General features: G+C 61.6%; 25 protein-coding genes. 18 read left to right on the top strand and 7 right to left on the bottom strand.

What is annotated here, in order from left to right; all coding sequences use genetic code 11:
* Positions 1-15 precede the first annotated feature (15 nt).
* Genes GGR38_RS20590 through GGR38_RS20580 form a run of 3 tightly spaced genes read left to right on the top strand, consistent with a single transcriptional unit; the run spans position 16 to position 3,482 of the window.
* A complete protein-coding gene (locus tag GGR38_RS20590) occupies positions 16-900 on the top strand; it encodes a helix-turn-helix domain-containing protein (RefSeq protein WP_183628281.1) in 885 nt (294 codons plus the stop codon).
* Positions 901-904: 4 nt separating this feature from the next.
* Positions 905-2,371, top strand: a complete 1,467-nt coding sequence (locus GGR38_RS20585; protein WP_246405111.1) for an aldehyde dehydrogenase family protein — start codon at positions 905-907, stop codon at positions 2,369-2,371.
* A 10-nt stretch (positions 2,372-2,381) separates the two neighbouring features.
* Positions 2,382-3,482 (top strand): NAD(P)-dependent alcohol dehydrogenase, encoded by a 1,101-nt coding sequence (locus tag GGR38_RS20580; protein WP_183628280.1) that lies wholly within the window; start codon positions 2,382-2,384, stop codon positions 3,480-3,482.
* On the opposite strand, the gene GGR38_RS20575 is transcribed toward GGR38_RS20580, so the two are convergent.
* Positions 3,483-4,100 (bottom strand): TetR/AcrR family transcriptional regulator, encoded by a 618-nt coding sequence (locus tag GGR38_RS20575; RefSeq protein ID WP_246405110.1) that lies wholly within the window; start codon positions 4,098-4,100, stop codon positions 3,483-3,485.
* Between the two features lie 90 nt (positions 4,101-4,190).
* On the opposite strand from GGR38_RS20575, the gene GGR38_RS20570 reads away from it, so the two are divergent.
* From GGR38_RS20570 to GGR38_RS20530, 9 genes are read left to right on the top strand one after another with little or no spacing between them, the layout of a single operon-like run.
* A complete protein-coding gene (locus GGR38_RS20570) occupies positions 4,191-5,324 on the top strand; it encodes an acyl-CoA dehydrogenase family protein (protein ID WP_183628278.1) in 1,134 nt (377 codons plus the stop codon).
* Positions 5,325-5,361: 37 nt separating this feature from the next.
* The gene (locus GGR38_RS20565) at positions 5,362-6,129 is read left to right on the top strand and encodes an SDR family NAD(P)-dependent oxidoreductase (protein WP_183628276.1); all 768 of its coding nucleotides are present in this window, start codon (positions 5,362-5,364) and stop codon (positions 6,127-6,129) included.
* Positions 6,129-7,322 (top strand): acyl-CoA dehydrogenase family protein, encoded by a 1,194-nt coding sequence (locus GGR38_RS20560; RefSeq protein WP_183628274.1) that lies wholly within the window; start codon positions 6,129-6,131, stop codon positions 7,320-7,322. Before GGR38_RS20565 ends, GGR38_RS20560 begins: the two co-directional genes overlap by 1 nt.
* Positions 7,312-8,391 (top strand): phosphotransferase, encoded by a 1,080-nt coding sequence (locus tag GGR38_RS20555; RefSeq protein WP_183628272.1) that lies wholly within the window; start codon positions 7,312-7,314, stop codon positions 8,389-8,391. Before GGR38_RS20560 ends, GGR38_RS20555 begins: the two co-directional genes overlap by 11 nt.
* Positions 8,388-9,185, top strand: a complete 798-nt coding sequence (locus tag GGR38_RS20550; RefSeq protein WP_183628270.1) for an enoyl-CoA hydratase/isomerase family protein — start codon at positions 8,388-8,390, stop codon at positions 9,183-9,185. Before GGR38_RS20555 ends, GGR38_RS20550 begins: the two co-directional genes overlap by 4 nt.
* The gene (locus GGR38_RS20545) at positions 9,182-10,342 is read left to right on the top strand and encodes an acetyl-CoA C-acetyltransferase (RefSeq protein ID WP_183628269.1); all 1,161 of its coding nucleotides are present in this window, start codon (positions 9,182-9,184) and stop codon (positions 10,340-10,342) included. The genes GGR38_RS20550 and GGR38_RS20545 overlap by 4 nt, the downstream gene beginning before the upstream one ends.
* Positions 10,342-11,319, top strand: a complete 978-nt coding sequence (locus GGR38_RS20540; RefSeq protein ID WP_183628266.1) for an NAD(P)H-dependent flavin oxidoreductase — start codon at positions 10,342-10,344, stop codon at positions 11,317-11,319. The genes GGR38_RS20545 and GGR38_RS20540 overlap by 1 nt, the downstream gene beginning before the upstream one ends.
* Before the next feature lie 11 nt (positions 11,320-11,330).
* A complete protein-coding gene (locus GGR38_RS20535) occupies positions 11,331-12,107 on the top strand; it encodes an enoyl-CoA hydratase-related protein (RefSeq protein ID WP_183628264.1) in 777 nt (258 codons plus the stop codon).
* A complete protein-coding gene (locus tag GGR38_RS20530) occupies positions 12,104-13,195 on the top strand; it encodes a CaiB/BaiF CoA transferase family protein (protein WP_183628263.1) in 1,092 nt (363 codons plus the stop codon). Before GGR38_RS20535 ends, GGR38_RS20530 begins: the two co-directional genes overlap by 4 nt.
* Positions 13,196-13,908: 713 nt before the next feature.
* Here GGR38_RS20530 and GGR38_RS24020 read toward each other — a convergent pair.
* Positions 13,909-14,046: a hypothetical protein gene (locus tag GGR38_RS24020; RefSeq protein WP_221227182.1), complete on the bottom strand. Its 138-nt coding sequence runs from the start codon at positions 14,044-14,046 to the stop codon at positions 13,909-13,911.
* A 33-nt stretch (positions 14,047-14,079) separates the two neighbouring features.
* Here GGR38_RS24020 and GGR38_RS24015 point away from each other — a divergent pair, with 33 nt between their 5' ends.
* Both GGR38_RS24015 and GGR38_RS20520 read left to right on the top strand, forming a co-directional pair.
* Complete coding sequence (locus GGR38_RS24015) at positions 14,080-14,328, top strand: hypothetical protein (protein WP_221227181.1); 249 nt, start codon at positions 14,080-14,082, stop codon at positions 14,326-14,328.
* A gap of 62 nt (positions 14,329-14,390) precedes the next feature.
* A complete protein-coding gene (locus GGR38_RS20520; RefSeq protein ID WP_183628259.1) occupies positions 14,391-15,623 on the top strand; it encodes a sensor histidine kinase in 1,233 nt (410 codons plus the stop codon).
* A gap of 2 nt (positions 15,624-15,625) precedes the next feature.
* Here the strand turns inward: GGR38_RS20520 and GGR38_RS20515 are convergent, their stop codons facing one another.
* On the bottom strand, positions 15,626-16,453 hold the full coding sequence (locus tag GGR38_RS20515; RefSeq protein WP_221227180.1) for a DUF3313 domain-containing protein: 828 nt from the start codon (positions 16,451-16,453) through the stop codon (positions 15,626-15,628).
* Positions 16,417-17,070, bottom strand: a complete 654-nt coding sequence (locus GGR38_RS20510; protein WP_183628257.1) for an outer membrane protein — start codon at positions 17,068-17,070, stop codon at positions 16,417-16,419. Before GGR38_RS20510 ends, GGR38_RS20515 begins: the two co-directional genes overlap by 37 nt.
* A gap of 114 nt (positions 17,071-17,184) precedes the next feature.
* On the opposite strand from GGR38_RS20510, the gene GGR38_RS20505 reads away from it, so the two are divergent.
* Complete coding sequence (locus GGR38_RS20505; protein ID WP_246405108.1) at positions 17,185-17,922, top strand: response regulator; 738 nt, start codon at positions 17,185-17,187, stop codon at positions 17,920-17,922.
* A gap of 311 nt (positions 17,923-18,233) precedes the next feature.
* Here GGR38_RS20505 and GGR38_RS20500 read toward each other — a convergent pair.
* Positions 18,234-19,336 (bottom strand): IS3 family transposase gene (locus GGR38_RS20500; protein ID WP_183628255.1). Its coding sequence is split into 2 segments (ribosomal slippage): positions 18,234-19,075 and positions 19,075-19,336, totalling 1,104 coding nucleotides; the frame shifts between segments, so codons are not numbered across the junction.
* 485 nt (positions 19,337-19,821) lie between these two features.
* Between GGR38_RS20500 and GGR38_RS20495 the strand changes: the two genes are divergently transcribed.
* Complete coding sequence (locus GGR38_RS20495) at positions 19,822-20,472, top strand: BON domain-containing protein (protein ID WP_183628253.1); 651 nt, start codon at positions 19,822-19,824, stop codon at positions 20,470-20,472.
* Positions 20,473-20,655: 183 nt separating this feature from the next.
* On the opposite strand, the gene GGR38_RS20490 is transcribed toward GGR38_RS20495, so the two are convergent.
* Positions 20,656-21,462 carry a universal stress protein gene (locus GGR38_RS20490; protein WP_183628251.1) on the bottom strand — a complete coding sequence of 269 codons (807 nt, stop codon included), beginning with the start codon at positions 21,460-21,462 and terminating at the stop codon, positions 20,656-20,658.
* A 79-nt stretch (positions 21,463-21,541) separates the two neighbouring features.
* The gene (locus tag GGR38_RS20485; RefSeq protein WP_425497078.1) at positions 21,542-22,513 is read right to left on the bottom strand and encodes a zinc-dependent alcohol dehydrogenase family protein; all 972 of its coding nucleotides are present in this window, start codon (positions 22,511-22,513) and stop codon (positions 21,542-21,544) included.
* A 194-nt stretch (positions 22,514-22,707) separates the two neighbouring features.
* Here GGR38_RS20485 and GGR38_RS20480 point away from each other — a divergent pair, with 194 nt between their 5' ends.
* Complete coding sequence (locus GGR38_RS20480) at positions 22,708-23,202, top strand: Hsp20/alpha crystallin family protein (RefSeq protein WP_183628249.1); 495 nt, start codon at positions 22,708-22,710, stop codon at positions 23,200-23,202.
* A gap of 314 nt (positions 23,203-23,516) precedes the next feature.
* The gene (locus tag GGR38_RS20475) at positions 23,517-24,527 is read left to right on the top strand and encodes a universal stress protein (RefSeq protein ID WP_183628247.1); all 1,011 of its coding nucleotides are present in this window, start codon (positions 23,517-23,519) and stop codon (positions 24,525-24,527) included.
* Positions 24,528-24,658: the final 131 nt, after the last annotated feature.

Below are 24,658 nucleotides of genomic sequence, written 5' to 3'. Positions count from 1 at the left end.
GCGGGGAGAGAACAGATGCAGGAACATGCACGCTCAAATCCGGCGGGCACCAGCGAGGCGATCATTGCCGATGCGCTGGGGCGGGGGCCGGACATGCAATTGGGGTCAAAGCAGGATGGCTGGCAATTGTGCCGGTGGCGGCAATTCGTCGGCTCCTACACCGTGCCGGCCTTGCCCGAACCGCTCTACACCATGCATATCGCCGGGCAGCAGCACAACCGGACATGGCTGAACGGCGGGTGGAGCGAGCATGTCTCGATCCCCGGCTGCGCCACCATCGTGCCGGCGGGGCAACAGACGGGCTGGCTGGTGGATGGCGAACTCGATGTCGTGACGCTCAGTGTTTCGTCCGAGCAATTGTTCCGCGCGCCCGCGCAGGATCAATTCCGCCAGATGCGTTTTGCTTTTTCCGATCCGCTTGGCGCGGCGCTGACGCGGCAGGTGCTCTCCGAACTCTATGCCCCGCAAAGCACGGAGCGTGAGGTCTATATCGGCGCGCTGGTCAACGCGCTCAAGGCGCATATCCTGCGCGGCGCCAATTCGATGACATCGCAGGATATTCCTACCGCCTCCTTCTCCTCCTACCGCATTCACCATGTGATGAACGCCATCCTGCAAAACCCAGAGGCCGAGCATTCGCTCGAGGAAATGTCGAGCGTGGCGGGCCTTACACCTTCGCATTTCTGCCGGGTGTTTCGCAAGGCGACCGGGCTTTCCCCGCATCAATATGTGATGAAGACCCGCCTCGATAAGGCGCAGCAGATGCTGCACCAGAGCGACATGTCGATCGCCATGATTGCCGAAAGCCTGGGCTTTACCAGCCAGAGCCATTTCACCCGTGCCTTCCGCCATTTCTCGGGCGAGGCGCCCAGCGATTTCCGCAAAAGAAACAGGAATTGACCTCATGACGATGCAGCCCGGCTTTGCCGATTTGCAATTGCCGGACCTTAGCCTGTCGGTCGGCGCCGCGCCCTTGCCGGAGGCAGGGCGCTATGGGCTCGAAGATCCCTGCACCGGCGCGATCTTTGCTGATGTGCCGGTGGCGGGGGCCGATGCGGTCGATGCCGCCGTCGATGCGGCGCGGCGGGCTTTGGCGGACCCTTCGTGGCGCGATCTGGCCCCGCTGGCGCGCGAACGCCTGCTCCACCGCCTTGCCGATGCGATGGAGTCCGATCTACCCCGTCTTGCCGCGCTGGAGGCGCTCGATTGCGGCAAGCCTGTCGCCCTTGCCGAGGCGGTGGACATTCCTGCCGCCATTGCGTGGCTGCGCTGCTATGCCGGATGGCCCTCGAAACTGGCGGGCCGGGCCGGGACATTGGCGGCAACGCCGGGCCATTATCACGTCTATTCCCGCCGTGAACCGGTGGGCGTTGTGGCGGCCATCACGCCGTGGAATTTCCCGCTGGTGCTGGCCATGTGGAAAATCGCCCCGGCGCTGGCGGCGGGATGCACGCTGATCCTTAAACCGGCGGCGGAAACCCCGCTTTCGGCGCTACGGCTTGCCGAACTGGCACGCGAGGTCGGTTTCCCGCCCGGCGTCTTCACGGTCTTGACGGGTGATGGGGCAACGGGGGGGGCGCTGGCAGGTCATCCCGGCATCGCCAAGGTGGCTTTTACCGGCTCCACCATGACGGGCCGCGCCATTCTGGGCGCCAGCGTGCCTGATTTCAAACGGATCACGCTGGAACTGGGAGGCAAATCGCCCTCGATCATCTGCGCCGATGCCGATCTTTCGCTGGCCATTCCGCAGGCGGCGATGGGCTGTTTCTTCAACTCCGGTCAGGTCTGCTATGCGGGCAGCGTGGCCCATGTCCATCGCTCGATCTATGAACAGGTGCTGGAAGGGCTGGCGCAGGTTGGGGCCTCGCAAACACTGGGCCCCAGCGCGGATCGTGCCAGCCAGCTTGGGCCGCTGATCAGCGCGCGCCAGAAGGCCCGCGTGTCCGGTTTTGTCGAACGTGCCATGGCGGCGGGCATCGCGCGGGTAGGACCGCAGGCGGCCATACCCGCGCAAGGCCATTATGTCGCCCCAATCGTGCTGCGCGATGTGCCCCATGGCGCCGAAATCGCGCGTGAGGAAGTGTTCGGCCCGGTGCTGGCCGTCACCCCCTTCGACGATCTCGACGAGGTTATCGCTAGGGCCAATGACAGCGCCTATGGCCTTGCCGCCCATATCTGGACCCGTGATCTTTCCACCGCGCATCACGCGGCGGCGCGGTTGGAGGCGGGCACGGTCTTTGCCAATTGCATCATGCTGGCCGACCCCGCTTTCCCGTTTGGCGGGATGAAGCATTCGGGTCTGGGCCGGGAAAACGGGGCCGAGGTGCTGGACGCCTATCTGGAACCCAAAACCGTCGTCATGGCGATCTGAGGAGCGATTTATGCAGATTACCGCCGCCGTTGCCATTGCCCCCCACAGCGATTTTGCGATCCAGACGCTGGATCTGGACATTCCGCGTGCGGGTGAAGTCCTGGTGCGCATCTTGGGCGTAGGTCTGTGCCATACCGATCTGGTGTTTCGTGATCAGTTCGTGCCTTTGCCCTTGCCCGCCGTGCTGGGCCACGAAGGAGCGGGCGTGGTTGAGGCAGTGGGGGAAGGCGTCACCGAACTGGCGCCGGGCGATGCGGTCGTGCTGGGCTTTTCCAGTTGCGGCCATTGCCCGCGCTGCGACGATCATCTGCCCTCCTATTGCCGGGAATTCGTGCCGCTCAATTACGCGGGCGCCCGGCCCGATGGCAGCAGTCCCCTGAGCCGCGACGGCACGCCGGTGTCGGGCGCCTTTTTCGGCCAGTCCTCCTTTGCCAGCCATGCCATCACCCATCACCGTAATGTGGTGAAAGTTGAGGCGGGCGATGATCTGGCCATCCTTGGCCCGCTAGGTTGCGGGTTGCAGACCGGGGCGGGGGCGATCCTGCGTTCGATGGATTGTCCGCCGGGCAGCACGGTCGCAATTTTCGGTGGCGGTCCGGTGGGGCTGGCCGGGGTGATGGCGGCGCATTTGCGTAGGTGCGCCCGGATCATCCTGGTCGAACCGCTGGCCGCGCGTCGGGCGCTTGGGCTGGAGCTGGGCGCCAGTGAGGTGATCGACCCGGCGGCGGGCGATGTGGCGGGGGCGCTGCGTGCCTTGTTGCCCCAAGGCGTCGATTTCGCGCTGGAAACAAGCGGGCGTGAAGCGGTGGTCGAAGCCGCGCTGGCCAGTCTGACCAGCCGCGGCCTGCTGGGGCTGGTGGGCGTGCCGCCCAAACCGGATAGCGCGGTCAGCATCAATCTGGCCGGTCTGATCACCTTTGGCCACCGCATCATCGGGATTGTCGAGGGCGACAGCGACCTTCAGGGCTTCATCCCCGAACTGGTCGCGCTCTATCGCGCGGGGCAGTTTCCCTTCGACCGGCTGGTCAAGACCTTTCCTCTGAACCAGATCAACGCGGCCATTGCCGCGCAGCATCGCGGGGAATGCATCAAGGCGGTGCTGATCCCATAATCAGCGGGGCAGGAACCCATGGGCGAGATGCTGCACCAGATGGCGGGCAATCTGCGCCGGGGTTTCGTCTCCGGCGGGATCGTGCCATCGGGCGGGCCAGTTAAGCGCGCCTGCAAGAGTGAAGGCCAGCATCTTGGCATTGCCGGGCGCGATCGAACCGTCTTCCATGCCTTCCTCGATCAACTGACGCATGGCGGTGTCGATCTTGCGCTTAAGCGCGTGAAACTGCGCCCGGCTTTCGGCGCCCAGCGCCTCATCGCTGGTGCGGATCACGCATCGGCCAAAGTCATCCATGTTGATTTCGGCATAGCGCAAAAGGAAGGCGGTCAGCCGATCCGCCCCGCTGCCCTGCGCCTCACGCGATGCCTGCGCGGCCTCCAGCAATTGCGACAGGCCGATGGTCACGCATTCGAACAGCACCTGATCCTTGTTGCCAAGGTAATGATAAATCGTCGGTTTCGATACGCCCAGCCGCGCCGCGACATCATCGAGCGAGGTTTGATGAAAACCGCGTTCGTTGAACATCTGCACCGCCGCGCGCAGCACCGCGTCCCGTTTGGCCGCGCGTGCATGGCTGCGCTGTTGCGGGGTTTGAAAGGGGGATGGGCTTTGCGTCAAAATTTGTCTCCCGAACCGGCTTTGCCCTGTTGACACGAAACCAATCAGAAGACAATCTACTAATGAGTAGAAAATATACCGGAGAGTTTGATGATTCTCTCAGACACACAAACCGCCATCCGCGACATGGTCCGTACCTTTGCCAGAGAGGCCATTCGCCCCAATGTCATGGCCTATGAGGCGGCGGGCGCTTACCCGACCGATCTGTTCGCCAGACTGGCGGAGCTTGGCCTGTGGAGCATGACCGCGCCTGAAAGCGTGGGCGGGGCGGGGCTGGATGCGGTGTCCTATGCGCTGGTGCTGATGGAGGTGGCGGCGGGCGACGGGGCGCTTTCGACCATCCTGTCGATCCATAACAGTTTGATCGTGTCGGCCTTGCTCAAATATGGCTCTGCGGCGCAGCAGGATCGCTTCCTTGGCGATCTGATTGCGGGCCGTTTTACCGGCGCCTTCGCCCTGACCGAGGCGGATGCGGGGTCCGATGCATCGGCCTTGCGGACAAAAGCGTTGCGGGTCGATGGCGGCTGGAGGCTGAATGGCGCGAAACAGTTCATTTCGAACGGGCGCATCGCGGGCCTTGCGATTGTGTTTGCCGTTATCGATCCGTCGGCGGGCAAACGCGGGCTGTCGGCCTTTCTCGTTCCGACCGACAGTCCCGGCTACGGCGTGGATAAGGTCGAGCATAAATTGGGGCAATCGGCCTCGGACACCTGTGCGATCCGGTTTGACGATGTGTTTGTGCCCGATGAACTGGTGCTGGGCACGGTGGGGGATGGCTATCGCATCGCTCTGGCCAATCTGGAGGCGGGGCGCATCGGCATTGCCGCACAATGCGTGGGCATGGCCGCTGCCGCGCTGGACATCGCCATCGCCTATGCCAGGGACCGCCAAAGCTTTGGCCAGCCGATTATTCAGCATCAGGCGGTGGGCCATCGCCTGGCCGATCTGGCGGCAAGGCTTGAGGCGGCGCGGCAATTGGTGCTGCATGCCGCCGCGGTGCGCGACAGCGGTGCATCCTGTCTGATCGAAGCATCCATGGCCAAGCTGGTAGCATCGGAAATGGCGGAGGCCGTGGTGTCGGGTGCGATCCAGACTTTGGGCGGCTATGGTTATCTGGAGGATTACGGCGTGGCCAAGATCTATCGCGATGTGCGTGTGTGCCAGATTTATGAGGGCACCAGCGATATTCAACGGATGGTGATCGCGCGCGCTTTGGCAACCTGATCGCCGACACAACATTTCAAAAATCTGGAGACGAAAAATGGACATTCAAGGAATGGCGGCCATTGTGACCGGTGGTGCGTCCGGTCTGGGCGCGGCCACGGCGGAGATGCTGGCGGCGCGCGGCGCCCGCGTGACGATTTTTGACCTCAACGCGGGTTTGGGCGAGGCGAAGGCCAAGGAGATCGGCGGCCTTTACCGACCGGTCAATGTGACCGACGAAGAAGCCGTGCAAAATGCGATAGCGGAGGCCGAGGGTCTGCATGGCAAGGCGCGGATTCTGGTCAATTGCGCCGGGATCGGTCCGCCCGCCAAAGTGTTGAATCGCGAAGGCGCGCCGCTGCCGCTCAGCGAATTTGCCAAGATCATCAACATCAACCTGATCGGCACATTCAACGTGCTGTCGAAATTTGCCGCGCGTTTGGCCGATGCTGATGCGCTGAACGCCGATGGCGAACGCGGCGTGATCGTCAACACCGCCAGCGTCGCGGCCTTTGATGGCCAGATCGGCCAGCCCGCCTATGCCGCCAGCAAGGGCGGCGTGGTGGCCATGGCATTGCCCATCGCGCGTGAATTTGCGCGGATCGGCATCCGTGTAAACACGATTGCGCCGGGCATTTTCTGGACGCCGCTGCTGGCCACCCTGCCAAAGGAAGCGCAGGATTCGCTGGGCAAGCAGGTGCCTTTCCCCAGCCGCCTGGGTCAACCGCGCGAATATGCGCATATGGTCGAGGCGATTGTCACCAATCCCATGCTGAATGCCGAGGTGATCCGTCTGGACGGCGCGATCCGTATGGCGCCAAAGTGATGACGGGCATCGGCATGGAGGCGGCAAGGGCGCTGGCAGACAAGGTGGAGGCCTTTGTCCGCGATGTGGTGGCGCCCTATGAGCGCGACCCGCGCCGCGATGCCCATGGCGGGCCGGGCGAGGATCTGATCCTTGAACTGCGCGACAAGGCGCGGGCGGCGGGTGTACTGACGCCGCATATCCTGCCCGATGGATCGCATCTGACCCAGCGTGAAACCGCACTGGTGCTGGCGGCCAGTGGCCTGTCTCCGCTGGGGCCTATAGCGTGCAACACGGCCGCGCCCGATGAAGGCAATATGTTCCTGCTGGGCAAGGTGGGCAGCGCGGCGATCCGTGAGCGTTTTCTGACCCCGCTCGTCGCGGGGCGTGTGCGCTCCTGCTTTTTCATGACCGAACCGGCCGCGATGCAGGGTGCGGGGTCTGATCCGTCGATGATGATCACCACCTGTCGGCGCGATGGCAATCACTGGCTGGTCAATGGCCATAAATGTTTCAGCACCGGGGCCGACGGCGCCGGGATCGGCATTGTCATGGCCCGTTCGGAGGAGCCGGGCACCGAAGGCGGGGCCTGTATGTTTCTGGTCGATCTGCCCGATCCGGCGATCCGCATCACCCATGTGCCGGACACCATCGACAGCTCGATGCCCGGCGGCCATTGCGAGGTCGCCATTGAGAACCTGCGTATTCCCGCCGATCAGATGCTGGGCAATGCGGGCGAGGGTTTCATCTATGCGCAGGTGCGTCTGGCCCCGGCGCGGCTGTCGCATTGCATGCGCTGGCTGGGCGCGTGCCGCCGCGCGCATGAAATCGCCACGGATTACGCCAACCGCCGAATGGGTTTCGGCAAGCTGCTGATCGAGCATGAAGGGGTTGGATTCATGCTGGCCGAAAACATGATCGATCTCAAACAGGCCGAAGTGATGATCGACTGGTGCGCCGATGTGCTGGATGCGGGCAACCCCGGCACGGTGGAAAGCAGCATGACCAAGGTGGCCGTGTCCGAGGCGCTGATGCGCATCGCCGACCGCTGTGTTCAGGTGATGGGCGGAACCGGCGTGACCGACAAGACCATCGTCGAACAGGTGTTCCGCGAAATCCGCGCCTTTCGCATCTATGACGGGCCGACCGAAGTGCACAAATGGAGTCTGGCCAAAAAGATCCGGCGGGATTGGAGGCAGAGCCATGCTTCCTGAACCTCTGGGCGCGTCGGATATTGAGCAGGCGAATAAGGGCGCGGGCGCGGTGCGCGCCGCCCTTGACGAGGCGGCGCTGTCGGACTGGATGGCGCAGCATATTGCCGGTTTTTCCGGACCGCTGACCCTTGCCCAGTTCAATGGGGGGCAGTCGAACCCGACCTATCGCCTGTCCACCCCTGATGCGCGCTATGTGCTGCGCCGCAAGCCGCCCGGCGCGGTGCTGAAAGGTGCGCATGACGTGCTGCGCGAGGCGCGGGTGCAGCAGGCGCTGGCCGGTTCCGATGTGCCCGTGGCGCGCATTCTGGGCGTTTGCAGCGATCCGGCGATCATCGGCAATGATTTCTATATCATGGAGATGATCGAGGGTCGGGTGTTTTGGAACGCCGGTTTCACCGATGTCTCGGTGGAGCATCGCGCCGCCTATTTTGACGAGATGAACCGGATCATCGCCGGGCTGCACGGCGTGGAACCGGCCTCGGTCGGCCTCGGCAATTATGGGCGTCCGGGCAATTATTTCGCGCGGCAGATCGCGCGCTGGTCGCGTCAGTATCTGGACGATGAACTGGCCGGGCGGGACGAGAATATGGACGCGCTGGTGGCATGGCTGCCCGGTGCCATTCCGCCGGGCGATGAGACCGCGATTGTCCATGGCGATTTCCGCTGTGACAATATGATCTTTCACCCGACACAGCCGCGCGTTCTGGCGGTGCTGGACTGGGAATTGTCGACGCTGGGCCATCCGCTGGCCGATTTTGCCTATCACGCGATGATGTATCGCATGCCGCCTGACATTGTAGCGGGGCTGGGCGGGGCGGACCCTGTTCCTTTGGGCCTGCCGTCCGAGGCCGATTATATCGCCCTTTATTGTCAGCGCTCCGGGCGGACCGGCATCGACAATTGGGACTTTTACCTGGCGTTCCAGTTCTTTCGACTGGCCGCGATTTTTCACGGCATCAAGGGCCGCGTGCTGCGCGGCAATGCCAGCAATGCGCAGGCGCAGCAGCGGGCCGGGGCCTTTCCCCGTCTGGCAAGGCTGGCGCGCGAAGCGATGGAGGCATGTTCATGACAGCATCGGACGTTCTTCTTGACCGCCATGGCGCGGTGGCTGTGCTGACGCTGAACCGACCGGCGGCGGGCAATACGGTCAATATGGCGCTGGCGCTGGCATTGGAGCAGCGGGTCGATGAGGTCATCGCTGATGATGGCGTGCGCTGTGTGGTCCTGACGGGCGCGGGCAAATTGTTTTGCGGTGGCGGGGATATTGGCGCCTTTGCCGATGCGGGCACGGATGCAGGGGCCTTCCTGTTTGATCTGGCCGGCGCGCTGCACCGCTCTGTCCTGAAACTCGCCGCGATGGCCAAGCCGCTGGTCACGCTGGTCAATGGTCCGGCGGCGGGGGCAGGGCTCAGTCTGGCCATTTCCGGGGATGTGGTCCTGTGCGCGGCGAATACGCATTTTACTGCGGCCTATGGCGGCGTGGGCCTGACGCCTGATGGCGGGATGAGTTGGCTCTTGCCGCGCCTTGTCGGTCTGCGCCGCGCGCAGGACATGATCATCACCAACCGCCGCATAGGTACCGAGGAAGCCGCCGTCATCGGTCTGGTCACGCGGGTTGTAGCGCCCGATGATCTGCTGCGCGAAGGTCTGGCTCTGGCCGCATCGCTGGCCAATGGCCCGACGCGGGCGATCGGCGGAGCCCGCGCTTTGCTGGCCGCCAGCTTTCAGAACGATCTGGCCAGCCATCTCGATCTGGAGGCCGCGCGCATCGCAGTGGCTGGAGATGGCCCCGAGGCACGCGAGGGGATCGCCGCCTTTCTGACGCGCCGCAAACCCGATTTTACCGAAAGGACCAACCCATGAGCGAAGCTTATATCGTCGAGGCCGTCCGCACCGCCGGAGGCAAACGCAAGGGGGCCTTGGCCGGTTGGCATCCGGCGGATATGGGCGCGCAGGTGCTCAATGCGCTGGTCGAGCGCAGCGGGATTGACCCGGCGGCCATTGAGGATGTCGTGCTGGGCTGTGTGACGCAGGCGGGCGAACAGGGCTTTGCCTTTGCTCGCAACGCTGTGCTGGCCTCGAAATTGCCGCAGACGGTGCCCGCCGTCACCGTCGACCGCCAATGCGGGTCCAGCCAGCAATGTCTGCAATTTGCCGCCCAAGCGGTGATGAGCGGGACGCAGGATGTGGTGATCGCGGCGGGCGCGGAAAGCATGACCCGCGTGCCGATGTTTTCAAACATCAGCTATCATGCCGCCGATGGCGTGGGGGTGGGGCCGTTCAGCCAGAGCATCCTCGACCGCTTTGGAGTCAAGGGTTTCAGCCAGTTTGAAGGGGCCGAGATGATCGCCCGCAAATATGGTTTTGACCGTGAAGCGCTCGACCGCTTCGCCCTGCAAAGCCATCAGCGGGCCCATGCCGCTACGCAGGCGGGGTGGTTCGCCAAGGAGATCGTGCCGCTGGCCATTGAGGGCGGATGGCACGCGCGCGACGAAGGCATTCGCGCGGACGCCACGCTGGAAAGCATCGGCTCGGTCAAATTGCTGAGTGAAGGGGGCGCGATTTCGGCGGCCAATGCCAGCCAGATCTGTGATGGCGCCAGCGGGGTGCTGGTGGTCAGCGCGGCGGCGCTCAAGGCCCACAACCTGACCCCGGTGGCGCGGATCGTCAATATGACCGTGACGGCGGGCGATCCGGTCATCATGCTGGAGGAGCCGATCAACGCCACGCGCAAGGCGCTGACCAAGGCGGGCATGAGCATCGGCGACATTGACCTCTACGAGGTGAACGAAGCTTTTGCCCCGGTTCCGCTGGCCTGGGCTAAGGCGCTGGGGGCGGACCCGGACCGGCTGAATGTCAACGGCGGGGCGATTGCGCTGGGCCATCCGTTGGGCGCGACGGGGACCAAGCTGATGACCACGCTGATCCATGCCCTGCGTGCGCGAGGGCTGCGTTATGGGCTGCAGACCGTGTGTGAGGGCGGCGGCATTGCCAATGTCACCATCGTGGAGGCATTGTAATGGCGCTCAACACACGCATCACCCGGATGCTGGGCATTGCGCATCCCATTGTTCAAGGGGGCATGATGTGGGTGGGCCGGGCCGAGTTGGCCAGTGCGGTGTCCAATGCGGGCGGGCTTGGCATCCTGACCGCGCTGACCCAGCCGACGCCTGATGATCTGCGCCGCGAGATTGACCGCTGCCGCGCGATGACGGACAAGCCTTTCGGGGTGAACCTGACCATCCTGCCCGCGGTCAGCCCGCCGCCCTATGCCGAATATCGCCGCGCAATTATCGAAAGCGGGGTGAAGATCGTTGAAACGGCGGGCCATAATCCGCGCGAACATATCGAGGATCTCAAAAGCCACGGCATCACCGTGCTGCACAAATGCACGGCGGTGCGACATGCGGTTTCGGCCCAGAAGATGGGGGTGGATATCATCAGCATCGACGGTTTCGAATGCGCAGGCCACCCCGGCGAGGATGACATTCCGGGCCTGATCCTGATCCCGGCGGCGGCCGATCAGGTCAGCATTCCGATGCTCGCATCGGGAGGGATCGGCGATGGACGGGGCCTTGCCGCCGCGCTGGCGCTGGGGGCTGAAGGGGTCAATATGGGCACACGCTTTTGCGCCACGGCAGAAGCGCCGATCCATGACCGCATCAAGCAGTTCATCGTGGGCAACAGCGAGCGCGACACCCGCCTGATCTTTCGCCGCTTTCACAACACCGGGCGTGTGGCGGCCAGCTCGGTTTCCAAGCAGGTGGTGGAGATTTCCGCCCGGCCCGAGGCGGTCTTCGAGGATATTCGCCCGCTGGTTTCGGGTGCGAAGGGGCGCGTGGCGCTGGAAACCGGAGATCTGGACGCCGGGCTGGTCTGGGCCGGACAGGTGCAGGGGCTGATCCATGACATTCCCACCTGCGCCCAGTTGCTGGCCCGCATGGTGGGCGAGGCTGAAACCATCATCCGCGACAGGCTGGCTGCTTTCGCCGTCTGAGGAGTTTTATCATGACAATGACCTATGCGCTGGTCGAGCGGGAAGGGCCGCTGACCATCATCACCATCAACCGGCCCGAGGCGCATAATGCGCTGAATGCCGCCGCCCACCGCGAACTGGAAGCGATCTTTGACGATTTTGCCAAGGACGACAGCCAATGGGTGGCCATCATTACCGGCGCGGGCGAAAAAGCCTTTTGCGCGGGCCATGATCTGAAACAGCAGGCGTCGGGCGGCGGGCTGGAAACGCCGCCCAAGGGCTTTGCCGGGCTGACGGCAAGGTTTGACCTGACCAAGCCGGTGATCGCGGCGGTGAATGGCGTGGCCATGGGCGGCGGTTTCGAGATCGCGCTGGCCTGTGATCTCATCGTGGCGCATGAGCGCGCCCTCTTTGCCCTGCCGGAGGTGAAGGTGGGGCTGGCCGCGCTGGCGGGGGGGCTGCAAAGGCTTCCGGCGCAGATCGGCCTGAAACAGGCGATGGGCATGTTGTTGACCGGGCGCCGTGTCTCGGCGACAGAAGGCCATGCGCTGGGCTTTGTCAACGAGGTGACGCAGGACGACGTGCTGGCGCTGGCCCGGGAATGGGCGGCGCAGATCATCGAGTGCAGCCCGCTTTCCGTGCGCGCCACCAAGCAATCGGTGATGTTGTCGCGTACTCTGTCCGTGGCCGAAGCCATGGCGGCGCAGTGGCAGTTTTCCGCGATGGAAGCGATGCTGGCCTCCGAAGATGCCGTGGAAGGGCCGCTGGCCTTTGCCCAGAAGCGCAAGCCCGAATGGAAGGGGAAATGACACGAGAAGAGGCCGTCGGGCAGGGGCCGTTGGCCGGGCTGAAAGTACTGGAATTTGCCGGTATAGGTCCGGGGCCTCATGCCGCGATGTTGCTGTCCGACTTGGGCGCCGATGTTTTGCGGATCGATCGTGAGGGTGGCAATGGCTGGCCCAATCCCATTGTTGACAGGGGCAGGGCCGGCAAGGTGGTCGATATTCGCTCGCCTGAGGGGCGCGACTGGTGCCTTCAGGCGGCCCGTCTGGCCGATGTGGTGATCGAAGGTTTTCGCCCCGGTGTGATGGAGCGGCTGGGGCTTGGCCCCGAAGTGTTGTGCGGCGAAAATGAGCGCCTAATCTATGGCCGCATCACCGGCTGGGGGCAGGAAGGGCCATTAGCGCAACGGGCCGGGCATGATGTCAATTATATCGCCCTGTCCGGCGCATTGGCCGCGATGGGGCGGCCGGGAGAGCCTGCCGCGATCCCGCTCAATCTGGTGGGTGATTTTGGCGGTGGGTCGATGTTCTTGCTGCTCGGTATTCTGGCGGCTTTGTGGGAGCGGGAGCGCTCCGGCAAGGGGCAGGTGGTGGATGCGGCGATCATCGACGGCGTGGCCTCAATGATGACGATGTTCACGGGCCTTGCGCCTTCCGGGCGGCTGTCGCTGGATCGGGCGGATAATCTGCTGGGCGGGGCCGCGCCTTTTTACCGCACCTATCTGTGTAGCGATGGCGGCGAAATTTCTGTCGGCCCGCTGGAGCCTGCGTTTTTCCGGAGCATGATGGACCGGCTGGGTCTGTCGGAATGGGTGTCGGCGCAATATGACACATCGCGCTGGGGCGGTTTGACGGGCGTGCTGGCGGCCACTTTTGCCAGATGGCCAAGGGACCATTGGGCCGCCCTGTTTGAGGGAAGCGATGCCTGCGTCTTTCCGGTGCTGACCGCGCAGGAAGTCGCCGATCACCCCCACCATGCCGCGCGCGCGAGCTACATCGAGCATGATGGCCTGATGCAGGCCGCCCCGGCGCCTCGATTGGTGCGAACGCCAGGGCGAATAAGGTCTTCCGGCGATGCGGACAGGATGATTGAGCGGTGGCACACCTTGGCCTGAATGTTGAAACGGCGGATGGTCGGCGCAATGTCGCCCGGAATGCGCATGGGGCTTGAGGATCGTAAATAGATCGGCGTCAAGGCTCTGCCTGATCTGACCTCCGAAAACCGGACCGTTCGTGATCGGAATTTTTCGGGGTAACCTGTCACTATTATTCGTTCCGTTGGAGCAGGCCGCCCTTGAAGCCTGCATCCGAGTGATCTGTGAGACCTACGTTGGCTATGGCTAGCGGCGGGCGTATGTCCTTAGTTGTTGTGAAGGCTGGAAGATCAACATGAAACGGGCTCGCGGGATTTACAACCAGTCGAATCTACAGCTGCGCAACAAGACGTGCGGGCGCAACAACGATCCGGAAGGTGGGGCCAGTATTGCGCGAAACTACTGGTTCGATTTGTTCCCAATTCGGCATGCAGAGGCGGCGCCTGAGAGCCAGATCCGAAAGTTGTGGCGCGATACCAGCATGTTGTGATTCAGCCGTCTTTGCGAAGAGATGGGATGGGACTGGTACAGCTCGGATGGATCGCGAATGGGATGTGCTGGCGCCTTTTATCGCGCCAGCCAGGACGGGCGGTCGCCGCGATGCTGCCGGATGTAGTCGCGAAACGGCCGCCCTGCCAGAAGCGTTGGCGTTGGTGTGGGCGCCTTTGGCGCGGAAATGGGGTTACGGACAAAGGCGCGGGCAGGGCCGATAGCAGTGATCTTCGTCGAAATCTTTACAGGCGGGTTGCCGAGAAAGTGCCCTGACGGCCCTTGGCGCTGATGGTGCCCATCATGCGTGCGCCATTGATTTGTCCGGTAAACCTGATTTCAACCGGCATCAGCATCACCTTGACCCCATAGGACCATGTCATGTCGTTTCCCCGTAGGCTTCCATCGATCAGTTGATGGCTCTTGCCCACTTTGTCAGGACCGGAGGCGCCGGTGACGAGATCAACGCAGTTACCGCCCAGATGCTGGCCTTTTTCCTCGAACTGACATTTCACCACAAAGGATTTGCCGCTGATGTCACCGGCAATACGCCATTGGCTGGTGCCATGCGCCATGGCCGGGGTGGGGGTAAGAAGGATGGTTGGGGTCAGCAGGGCAAGCCAAATGCCTGTATGCATGAAATGACCTTTCTTTCGATGGGGTAGCTTTTCTTCAGGCGCGTCCTGCCACGGAATGATGGAGGTTTTGTGGAGGCGGCAATTACAGCTTGATCCCCGCCATCCGCAGGCCCATCGCTGCTGTCGGCCATGGAATTATCGTTTACGGCAGGGTTGCTATGCTTGGACGCTTTCGCTTTCCTTTTCAGACCATTGTCGGGCGCATGTGGCTGATGGCCTTGATGATGACCCTCATCACCTCGATCATTGGCATGATTGTTTATTATGCGGCGATTAGCCTGCAATTGATCGATCTGAAGCGCGACATGCCGTTGCAGGCACGCGCGGAGATTGATTACCTCGTCACCCATGGACAGATGCACAGCAGCCGCTTCTACGAGATTTATGACCGCTATGGCTGGACCAGCCTGAGGGTCGAGCATATTCCGGCTGTGCTGTTCATCATCCTGATGTCCACCGGCATCGGAGGGTTGATGGCGATGGTGGTTGCGCGCCGGATCAGCAGGCCTGTGATTGCGGTGGCCCAAGCTGCCGCCCAGGCTGCGGCCGGAGACCGCAGCGTGCGGGTGGACTCCAGCGGCGCCTCCATTGAGGTCGCGCAATTGATCGACAGTTTCAACGCACTGGTCGGCGAGGTTGAGACCTACGAGCGTGAACGTCAGCTTTTGACGGCAGGCGTTGCGCATGAATTGCGCACCCCTCTCACCATTCTGAAAGGGCGCCTGCACGGTATCGAGGACGGTATCATTGACCCTGCTGTCGGAGAGGCAAGCCGTCTGTTGCAGCAGGTCGAGCACCTGCTGACGCTGGTGAATGATCTTGATACCCTGGCTCGGGCCAATATGCGCCAGTTGCCCCTTGATCGCCGCCAGGTGGATGTCGGCGAGGTGATGCGTCGCGTGGTCGCCGACATTCGCCCGGTGGTGGCGCTGCGTGGAGTGACGTTTTCGGAACAGTATCAACCTGCGCCGGTGATGGCGGACCCGGTCCGTCTGGCGCAGGTTTTCACCAATATCGTTGCCAATGCGATCAAGCATGCGCCCAATGACTGTCTGGTCACGCTGGATCTGCGGGTTAATGACGGCAAGGCCATTGCAAGCATCACCGATGAAGGCCCGGGATTTGCCGAGGACAGGCGCGATATGCTGTTCACGCCCTTCTGGCGGGATGAGGCCAACCGCCACGCCGGGCGGCCGGGTATCGGCTTGGGCCTGGCGCTCGCTGCCAGGCTGGTGGAGGATCATGGCGGACGGATTTCCGCCCATAATCGACAGGATCGCAGCGGCGCCTGCTTCGTGGTTGAACTTCCGCTTGCGCCGTAGCCTCAGTCGACAGGCTGTCCGGCGCTGGCGCCGGGCAGATCACCGCGCAACAGGTCCTGCGTCAATTCTTTCGCGCCTTTGTCGATCCCGACCTTTGCGGCCTTGAGCGCGCCAAAACTGGCCGGAATGTTCAGGGCGCCGGGATATTGCTTGGTCACCTGCGCATGCAGCAAACGGTTGCTTTGCGCATCGCGAATTTCCACGGCATAGACCACCGCGCCGGACATCATGCCCTGCTTTCCGCGCACCCCCTGCATCGTGTTGTACAGGCCGCCCGCCAGATCGAAATGAGTCAGCGTGCCGACCACGGGTGGCGTAACACTGGCACCGGTCAGTATCAGGTGCAGCCGCAGCGTGTCTGGTCCTGTTCTTTCGACGATGCGGTAATCATGCGAGAGGCTTCTGGAGAAGCGTTCGTGCATATATCGGGCCAGGGTCTCCTGATCGCGCGGGCGGATCTTGCCAAAGTCGGCGTCAGCACCCTTGTAGACCTCGACAGGGTCAATGATGATCTGGCGATAACGGTTCCAGTCGGCGGCCTCCGAAAAGGTGAGGGGCGTGCGGGCTGCATGGCGTCCGTCATTGACATGCAGTTGGGTGCGTGACGGCATGTCGGCATAGGCATGCGGCTTTGGGCCGATGCATCCGGCGAGGACGGGTAAGGCGAGCGCGGCTATTGCCCATGGTAGGCGGGGGAAGTCTGGCATTGGATCAATCTCCGGATCATAGGATAAGGTGCGGCTGCCCGGCCCGGGGATGGATGGGGCCGAAAGCACGGGCAGCCACAACGTGATCAAAAACGGTAACGGAGACCAATCGCTCCTGACCACGTGTTCAATTTGGGGTGATAAGTGGTGTTTATCGTATTGTTTTGGCCGGAAAAGCTCAGACTGCCGATCTGGCTGTAGCGTCCGCCGACCTCCACCGTCATTTTCGAAGTCAGCCGATAGCCGACACCGGCATCCGCATGCCAGAGAAAGCCCCAGTCCTTGCCGTTGTAGGCGCTCGACAGGCTGTTGGCGGATTGCGCGGCGCGGGCCTGAACCCGCGCCGCTCCGGCACCGGCGCCGACATAGGGCTCAAAGCGCGTGCCGGTGGGAATGTCCACATAGCCTGCCACGCTGACCGTGAAGGCGTCGGTGTTGCCGATGGCGCCACTGCTCGCCTTGGGCTTGAATTGCGTGTAGCCTGCGGTTTGCTCCACCCGAAAGAGGCCAAAATCATAGCCAATGCCCAGTTCGCCCGTGATGCCCGGCTTGTAATCGGAATCGGCGCTGAAGGCAGACCTGTCGGGCAGCGAGCCCAGTTTCTGGCCCGTGCCGAACGTGGCGCCAACGCGCCCCACGCCGTAAATGCCCTTGTCCGTGTCGGCTTGCTGGGCAAGCGCCGGGAGGCTGATCCCGCACAAGGCTGCGGCCAGAACGAGTGTGAACTTGTTGTTTCGCATGGTGACCCTCGATGTTGACGCAGGCCTTGGTGGCCCGCGTTACAACCGCTTGATCCGGCCGGGATGTGTAGGGCGCATGGAGGAATCATGGAGAAACGATGAAGGTGCTTCTCCATGATTCCTCCATATTCCATGGCCAAGGAGTGGCGGGGAAAGGACATAAAGATGGCACAGCGTATCCTGATTGTTGAAGACGAGCGTGAGATTGCCGAATTATTGGCGACTTATGTCAGGAGCGCCGGTTTTGAAGTGGACCGCGCGGTGAGTGTCGCCGAGGCGATCCGCCTGCATGCCAGCCAGCGACCTGATATGCTGTTGCTTGATATCGGATTGCCCGGCGGGGATGGGCTGGATGTTTTGACCACGATCCGCAAACGTTTCGAAACGCCCGTCATCATGGTGACCGCTGTGCATGACGATGTGACCAAATTGTCATCATTGCGGGTCGGAGCGGACGATTATATCGTCAAGCCCTTCAATCCTAATGAGGTGATCGAACGCATTCGCGCCGTATTGCGCCGGGTGGAGGGACAGGCCTCACGCAGGTCGGTTCATGTCGGGCCGCTGTTGATTGATACCGAGGCGCGGATTGTGACCTGCCGGGGCGAGGGGGGGGATATCCGTTTGGCGCTGACTCCAACCGAATTTGCCATCTTGGTCCATTTGGCCCGACAACCGCATCGGGCTTTCTCGCGCAGTGAACTGCTGGAATCCGCGCTTCCCGATAGCGATGCCTATGACCGTGTGGTTGACAGCCATCTTTCCAAATTGAGACAAAAGCTGGTGACGGCAGGCTGCAGCGAGATGATCGAAGCTGTGCGTGGTATCGGCTATCGTCTGATCGCTCAATGAGGCGCGCTTTTTTTTGAGTCCTCTACCTTGGAGGAACCATCTTACTTTCTTGGACTGAGCCGGTTGGCCTCAAACCTCTAAGGCGTCCTTGATGCCCATACGGTCAAACCGACTTCGAATGGGGCATGATCGATCCGTTGCTCTGTGGCGTGACCTACCCGAACGCTACGGTCCGCGTAGGGGGAACTGCAAAATTCGTCGCGATCTACGCGTCGAGTTGCTCGATATGACGACCGATTTGGTTCAGGCGATGTGACGTGACCTGACCCTGTCCCGGAATTGCCACCGGCCAGAACGAGAGATCCGGCGCTTCATCGGCCGGGGTTAACCCCGGCCGATGAAGCAAATTCGGCAGGCGTCATGAACCCCAGGGATGTGTGAGGACGGCTCTCGTTGAAGTCCTTTCGCCACGCCTCGATCTTGCTCCTGGCATCGTCCAATGACAAGAACCAATGCGTGTTGAGGCACTCGTCGCGCAGGCGGTCGTTGAAGGATTCTACGAAGGCATTGTCGGTGGGCTTGCCGGGTCTGCTGAAGTCCAGCGTCACCCGGTTGATGTAGGCCCAATGATCGAGCGCCCGGGAGATAAATTCGGGGCCATTGTCTACCCTGATCTTGGCTGGCGGAACGCCGCGCTGAAACAGCAAACGATCCATGGCCTCGACCACCTGCTCACCCTTGATCCCCTGATCGACGTGGATTGCCAGACATTCGCGGGTGTAGGCATCGACAACGGTCAGCGCCCGGAATCGCTTGCCGTTGAACAAGGCGTCAGACACGAAGTCCATCGCCCAGATCTCATTGGCGCGCATGGGCAGCGGACGCTCCACCCGCCGGGCGGCCATAACATGCCGACGCGGGCGTTTAGCCCGTAAATTCAAGCCCTCCAGGCGATAAAGGCGATGTACGCGCTTCACATTGATCGCCCAGCCTTCCCGCCTAAGCAGCACATGGATACGACGATAGCCATAGCGCACGCGCGTCGCGGCGATGTCCTTGATCCTGTTTCTCAGTGGCGCCTGGTCGCCTCGGATTGATCGGTAACGGTGCGTCTTGCGATCGAACCGGAGAACGGCACAACTGCGCCGCTCGCTCACCCGGTATCGATCCTGCACCCAGTAGGCGATCTTCCGCAGTCGGCCAGGCGCTAGACTTTTTTTGCCAGAACCTCCTGGAGCATGGCCTTGTCCAGCGACAAGTCGGCAACAAGCCGCTTCAGCTTCAGGTTCTCCTCCTCGAGCTGTCGCATCTTGCGTAGTTCAGATGGGCCAAGGCCGCCATACAATTGCTTCCAGCGATAATATGTCGCCTCCGAAACTCCCATCTTCCGACACACCTCTGCGACCGGTGTGCCAACCTCGGCCTGGCGCAGCGCAAACGCTATCTGCTCGCCCGCGAACTTCGATTTCTTCATGCAAAATCTCCAGCTCCAATCAGCTTCAATTTTGCCAGATTCCTCTCATTCCCGCTGGAGGCATTTTCAGGGACAGGGTCATTCAACCCCAAGCCTCTCGTTATGATCGAGGGACTACCGGGGGGCAGGTCACGATGATAAAATCGTCCTAGTATTGCTACAGATCGTTCTATCTTATTGCATGTGATTGGCGATTGCAGCGTTTGCGCAACGATTTTTCGCCAATCATTGCGGCGAACAACTCTGCCGATATGATTGTGCAGAGGCAAAGCAGACTTCTTCTGCCCCTGGTACCTTATGCTGCCGTGTTCATTGTACGGCATAAGGCAAGCGCTGCGAGAGCTCCGCGCGCCATAATCGCTCCGTAACATTGCGAATACTTGTGTCGGGGTCTGGTGGCCAGATTGCGCCGATCAAGCCTTTCAGGGGGCAAGTTTATGCCAGCATAATATCAATTTTTAGATATGTTTAGGAGATGTAATGCCATGAAAACGGATGTCCAATTGCAAGGCGATGTCGTCGCTGAACTCGAATGGGAACCGAGCATTGACCAGGCAGACATTGGGGTTGCTGTAGTTGATGGAGTGGTCACGTTAAGCGGTTATGTGAAGAGCTATGCCGAGAAACTCGCGGCCGAACGGGCTGCGCGGCGGGTCAGCGGCGTCAAGGCCATCGCTCAGGAATTGCAGGTACGCTTCAAAACCGACCCCAAGACGGCCGACCATGAAATTGCCAAGCGCATTGTCGATATCATGCATTGGGCGGTCCTCATCCCTGAGGATCGGATCCATGTGACGGTCGAGCATGGCTGGGTAACGCTGACCGGGACAGTCGATTGGCATTATCAGCGTGATGAAGCCAGTCAGGTCGCCGCACGGATCAGCGGGGTTACCGGCGTTTCCAATAACATACTCGTCGCATCCCATGTATCTTCGCCGGAAGTGCGCAAGCGAATCCAAGATGCCTTTGAGCGGCAGGCCGATCTGGATGCGGCTGCTGTCACCATTACGCTGGATGGCGGGAAAGTGACGCTTGGCGGCAAGGTTCGCGCACCCTATGAGCGGCGCGTTGCCGAACAGGCGGCATGGGCGGCCCCCGGCGTCACGCAAGTGGAAGATCACATCATCGTGCTGTGATGCCGCAACATGAGGGCGCAGAGCCAATCCATGCAGGCATCATAATAGAACTCGCCCGGGCTGCCTCAATCTCGATTGCGGACGTCCGGGCTGTTCATCAAAGGACGGTTGTTTGGCCTGCCGTCGGCAGGAGGGACAGGGCTGATCTGTCCTTTGCCGTCAGCCCTTCGCCAGTGACGGTTTTCAATGGGCCAGAACAACGGGCCGATCGCTCTTTGCCAGTATCGAGCGAGTGACACCGCCAAAAAATGACTCAAGGGTGGGCGAGTGCCCATAGGCGCCCATCACGATATAGGCGGCATTGGCCGCGCTGGCTCTGGCAAGGATTGCGGCATAGATTGTCTGGCCGCTTTCGATCTGGACTGTTTCGACAATGGGGTGAATGCCGTGACGGGACAGATAGACGGCGGCTGATTCCGCGGCAAAAGGCCCATTGGGTTCATTGGCATCTATCATAATGACCTCGCCCGCAAGGTTTAGCAGGGGCACGGCGTCATGCAGGGCCTGATCGGCCTCGCGCGAACCATCCCAGGCAACAAGGGCGGTTCCGTTCAGATCGAGCCTCTTGCAGCCCTTGGGAACCGCAACAATCGGTCGCTTTATTCCTATTACAATCCGGTTGATCAGATGGCGCAGTTCGACAGGATCGTCTTTGTCGAGATCGCTGGACAGGACGAGGATGTCTGCCGGTCCGACCGCATCCTCAATGGCTGTATCGGGCATTCCGATCACTCTGTGCCAGTCCCATGAAACACCTTCGCGCGCGAGATAGTCGGTGATGCGGGTACGATTGGCGGCGGAGCGGTCATGTTCTTCGCATACCAGTTGGGCGGCCGCCATGCTGCTGTGGGAATCGGCCGCCACCATCGGAAGCAGTTCGACATCGAGGCAGGCAAGGTGTCCCTCGAGCGCTCTGACCATATCAAGCGCGACCTGAAGGCGGGCCTCCTGACCTTTGTCATCATGAACAAGCACAAGGATGTTTTTCATAGATTGCACTCCGAAAACGAGATGCAAAACTATCCGCGCCGGACATGCCCACCATTGGGAAAGATACCGATATGAGCGGTCAGGGAACCAGCACAAATGCGCCCTCGACCTCGCCGGAGCGGAGCCGGTTCAAGGCTGCATTGGCCTCAAGAAGGGGCATGGACGTCACTTTTGTGCGGATCCGGACCTGTTCGGCCAGTGCCAGAAATTCGGTGCCATCCGCTCTGGTGAGATTGGCAACGGACAGGATGGCCCGCTCTCCCCAGAGGTCGTTATAGGCGAAGGAAGGTATGTCGGACATATGGATGCCCGCACAGACCACCCGGCCGCCCTTGCGTATATGTCGCAGCGCGGTGGGCACCAGCGCACCGACCGGAGCAAAGATGATGGCGGCATCCATCGCTTCGGGGGGAGCTTCGTTCGAACCTCCGGCCCATGCGCAGCCCAGACTGCGCGCAAAGGCCTGTCCGGCAATATCGTCGTCACGGGTGAAGGCGAATACCTTGCGCCTTTCCCAAACGGCGAGCTGGGCCAGAATATGGGCCGCCGCGCCAAAGCCGTAAAGGCCAAGGACGGGCGCCTCGCCGGCCATTCTGTAGGCTCGATATCCAATAAGCCCCGCGCACAGCAAAGGTGCGGCATGGATATCATCGAAGCTGTCAGGAAGGCGAAAGCAGTAGTTCGCATCGGCAACACAATGGCTGGCAAAGCCGCCATCACGCGAAAACCCGGTAAAGAGCGGAGCATCGCAGAGATTTTCACGATGGCTGGCGCAATAGTGGCATGTGCCGCAAGTCTGGCCGAGCCATGGTATTCCTACCCGCTCTCCGATTGCGAAGGAGGACACGTCGGCGCCGATCTTCGCAATTTTGCCGACGATCTCGTGCCCCGGCACAATGGGCAGCCCGTTGCGAATGTCCCCATCCACCACGTGCAGGTCGGTGCGGCACACGCCGCATGCGGATATGGCGACAAGGACTTCTCCCGGCCCCGGTTCCGGGATTGGTCGGTTTGTAGGCCTGAGCGGCTGGCCCGGCGTATCAAGTTGCATGGCACGCATGGTTGATGTCGACATAGGAGGCCTCCCAAAAGCCTGCCGGTGAGGGTGGTATGCCTACCTGTCCGGCAGACATCCGTATCATACCTGATATGGCAGCCCGCAGCCACGACGTAGCCCTTGGATCAGCCCGGTCCGGGGCAAGATCCGAGAGCCGGCTGCCTCACCACCAATTTCAGGAGTGCATCATGAACGAGCAGACGAGTGTTCCCGTATTGGGCACAAAGCAGGCTGTTGAAGTGAAATCCGGCGGCCCGATCAACTGGTTGCGCGGCGAGATTGACCGATTGTTTGATGACCTTCCCTTTGGCAGGACCATGCACGGACTTCTCACATTCCCGAACATCTCGCTCGATACCATGCCGGTTACCGAAATGGTCGAAAAGGATGGCGGCTATCTGCTTTCTGTCGAGATGCCGGGGGTGCCGGAGAAGGATATTTCGATCGAACTCGACAATGATGTTCTGACAATATCCGGCGAGAAAAAGGCGGAAACCGAGACAAAGGAGGACGGCTATATCATCAGCGAGCGCAGTTACGGCGCGTTTCGCCGCCGCTTCACTTTGCCGCGCGACGTGGATCCGGCCTCGATTGAAGCCAAGATGAAGGACGGGGTCCTCAAACTCGAGATGAAAAAGGACAAGGATGCGGATCAGCGACTGCGCAAGATCGCAATCGGCTAGATCCGGCCATCGGCGGACGGGCGGCAAGGCGCATTTTGATCGTCTTTGCCGTCTGTCAACGTTGTGCTTGCCTCTTCATTCTGACGTGACAATCGGCCGGTCTGATCGCAATGTTTGGATGTGAATTATATTAAATAAATGATTTTGTATAAAAATATTGGTTGCGCATCCAACTTCGCAAACCTTACCCGTAACATTCCGGATAACGTCGATCAGCCCATTTGCCGAAGTTTTGGACCTCAAACATGTGTGAGCCTTTGCCGGTCTTCCAGGCAATCCTCGCATCCCCTCTTTCAGCCCAAGGGCCGTTAATCATGGCACTCCCGTCCAATCCGCATAACTTCATTCTCAAGGCGTCGGCAGAAAGTCCGGTGATTGCTTTTGTCGACGGTTCACGCCATTCGCGCGACGTCGTGCTGGCTGCCGCCGATTTTGCAAGGTCCAGCGTAAGGCCGTTGATCCTGTTTCATGCTATGCCTGAAGCATCCGATCTGTCGGCCATTCCCGATCCTCTTGCCTGGAGTTTGCGCAGGCAGGAAGCTCGTAGAGAACTTGCCCGTTGGCGAGACATGTTGCCGCAGCTGCCCCAAGCTGTTTCCGTGGAGCTCAGCGAGGGTGACTGGCTCAGTGCGCTAGGCCATCGGGCCTGCGAGGCGGGCGCCCTGACCGTGATCGGTTCTCCCCATGCCGACGAGTATCGCGAAACCGCCGGACAGGTGGCCAGGCTGATTGCCGACTCCCAGCTGGGCTCGGTTTTGCTGGTGCCCTCCGGCTATACGCCGCGTGAAGTCATGATGCGGCGCATCGCGGTGCCTGTCGATGGTTCGAATTATGCCGAAGCGGCCCTTGCCGAGGCGGTCCGGCTGGCCCGGAAATCGCAGGCGGAACTGTTGCTGGTTCATGTCGTGCCCGACGGCGCGCTCACTGAATTCGGACCGCTGGCCACCGGCGACATCGAACTGCGCAAGCGCCTTGACCAGCGCAATGAGCAGGCGGCCTGCGGATTTATGGAATCCACCCGGCGGCACCTGATCGATCAGGGACTGGCCGCGAGCATCCTTTGCGCCAAGGGCGATACGCGCAGCACCTTGCTCAGGGTGCTCGGCGAATTGGCGCCTGACCTGGTCGTGATTTCGGCCAAAGGGCAAGGCGGCAGGCATTGCAGCGATCTGTCGATCGGGGGAACGGCCAGCTATCTGCTGGATCATTTGGATTGCCCGGTGATGCTCGTCCGCCCGCCTCGACCGATCGCCGGCCGCGCCAACGTGCATTCACAGTTGGGCGCCCATGGGCCGCGGAGCCCCCTCGCGCCCCACACCGCCTGATGGACCCCGCATCAGAAGATCCAGTCGCCTGTCATGCATGGGAGACCGGCAAGGCGCACGCTTTGGCATGCCGTCCTGGACCGCCGCGATCGGTTGAAGCCTGGGCGCGCATCGAACGTATCGGCGACTGG

The organism is Novosphingobium sediminicola, assembly GCF_014196525.1.
GTDB classification, from domain to species: domain Bacteria; phylum Pseudomonadota; class Alphaproteobacteria; order Sphingomonadales; family Sphingomonadaceae; genus Novosphingobium; species Novosphingobium sediminicola.
Note: the sequence above shows the minus strand (reverse complement) of the source record. Positions and strands in the feature narration are given on the sequence as shown.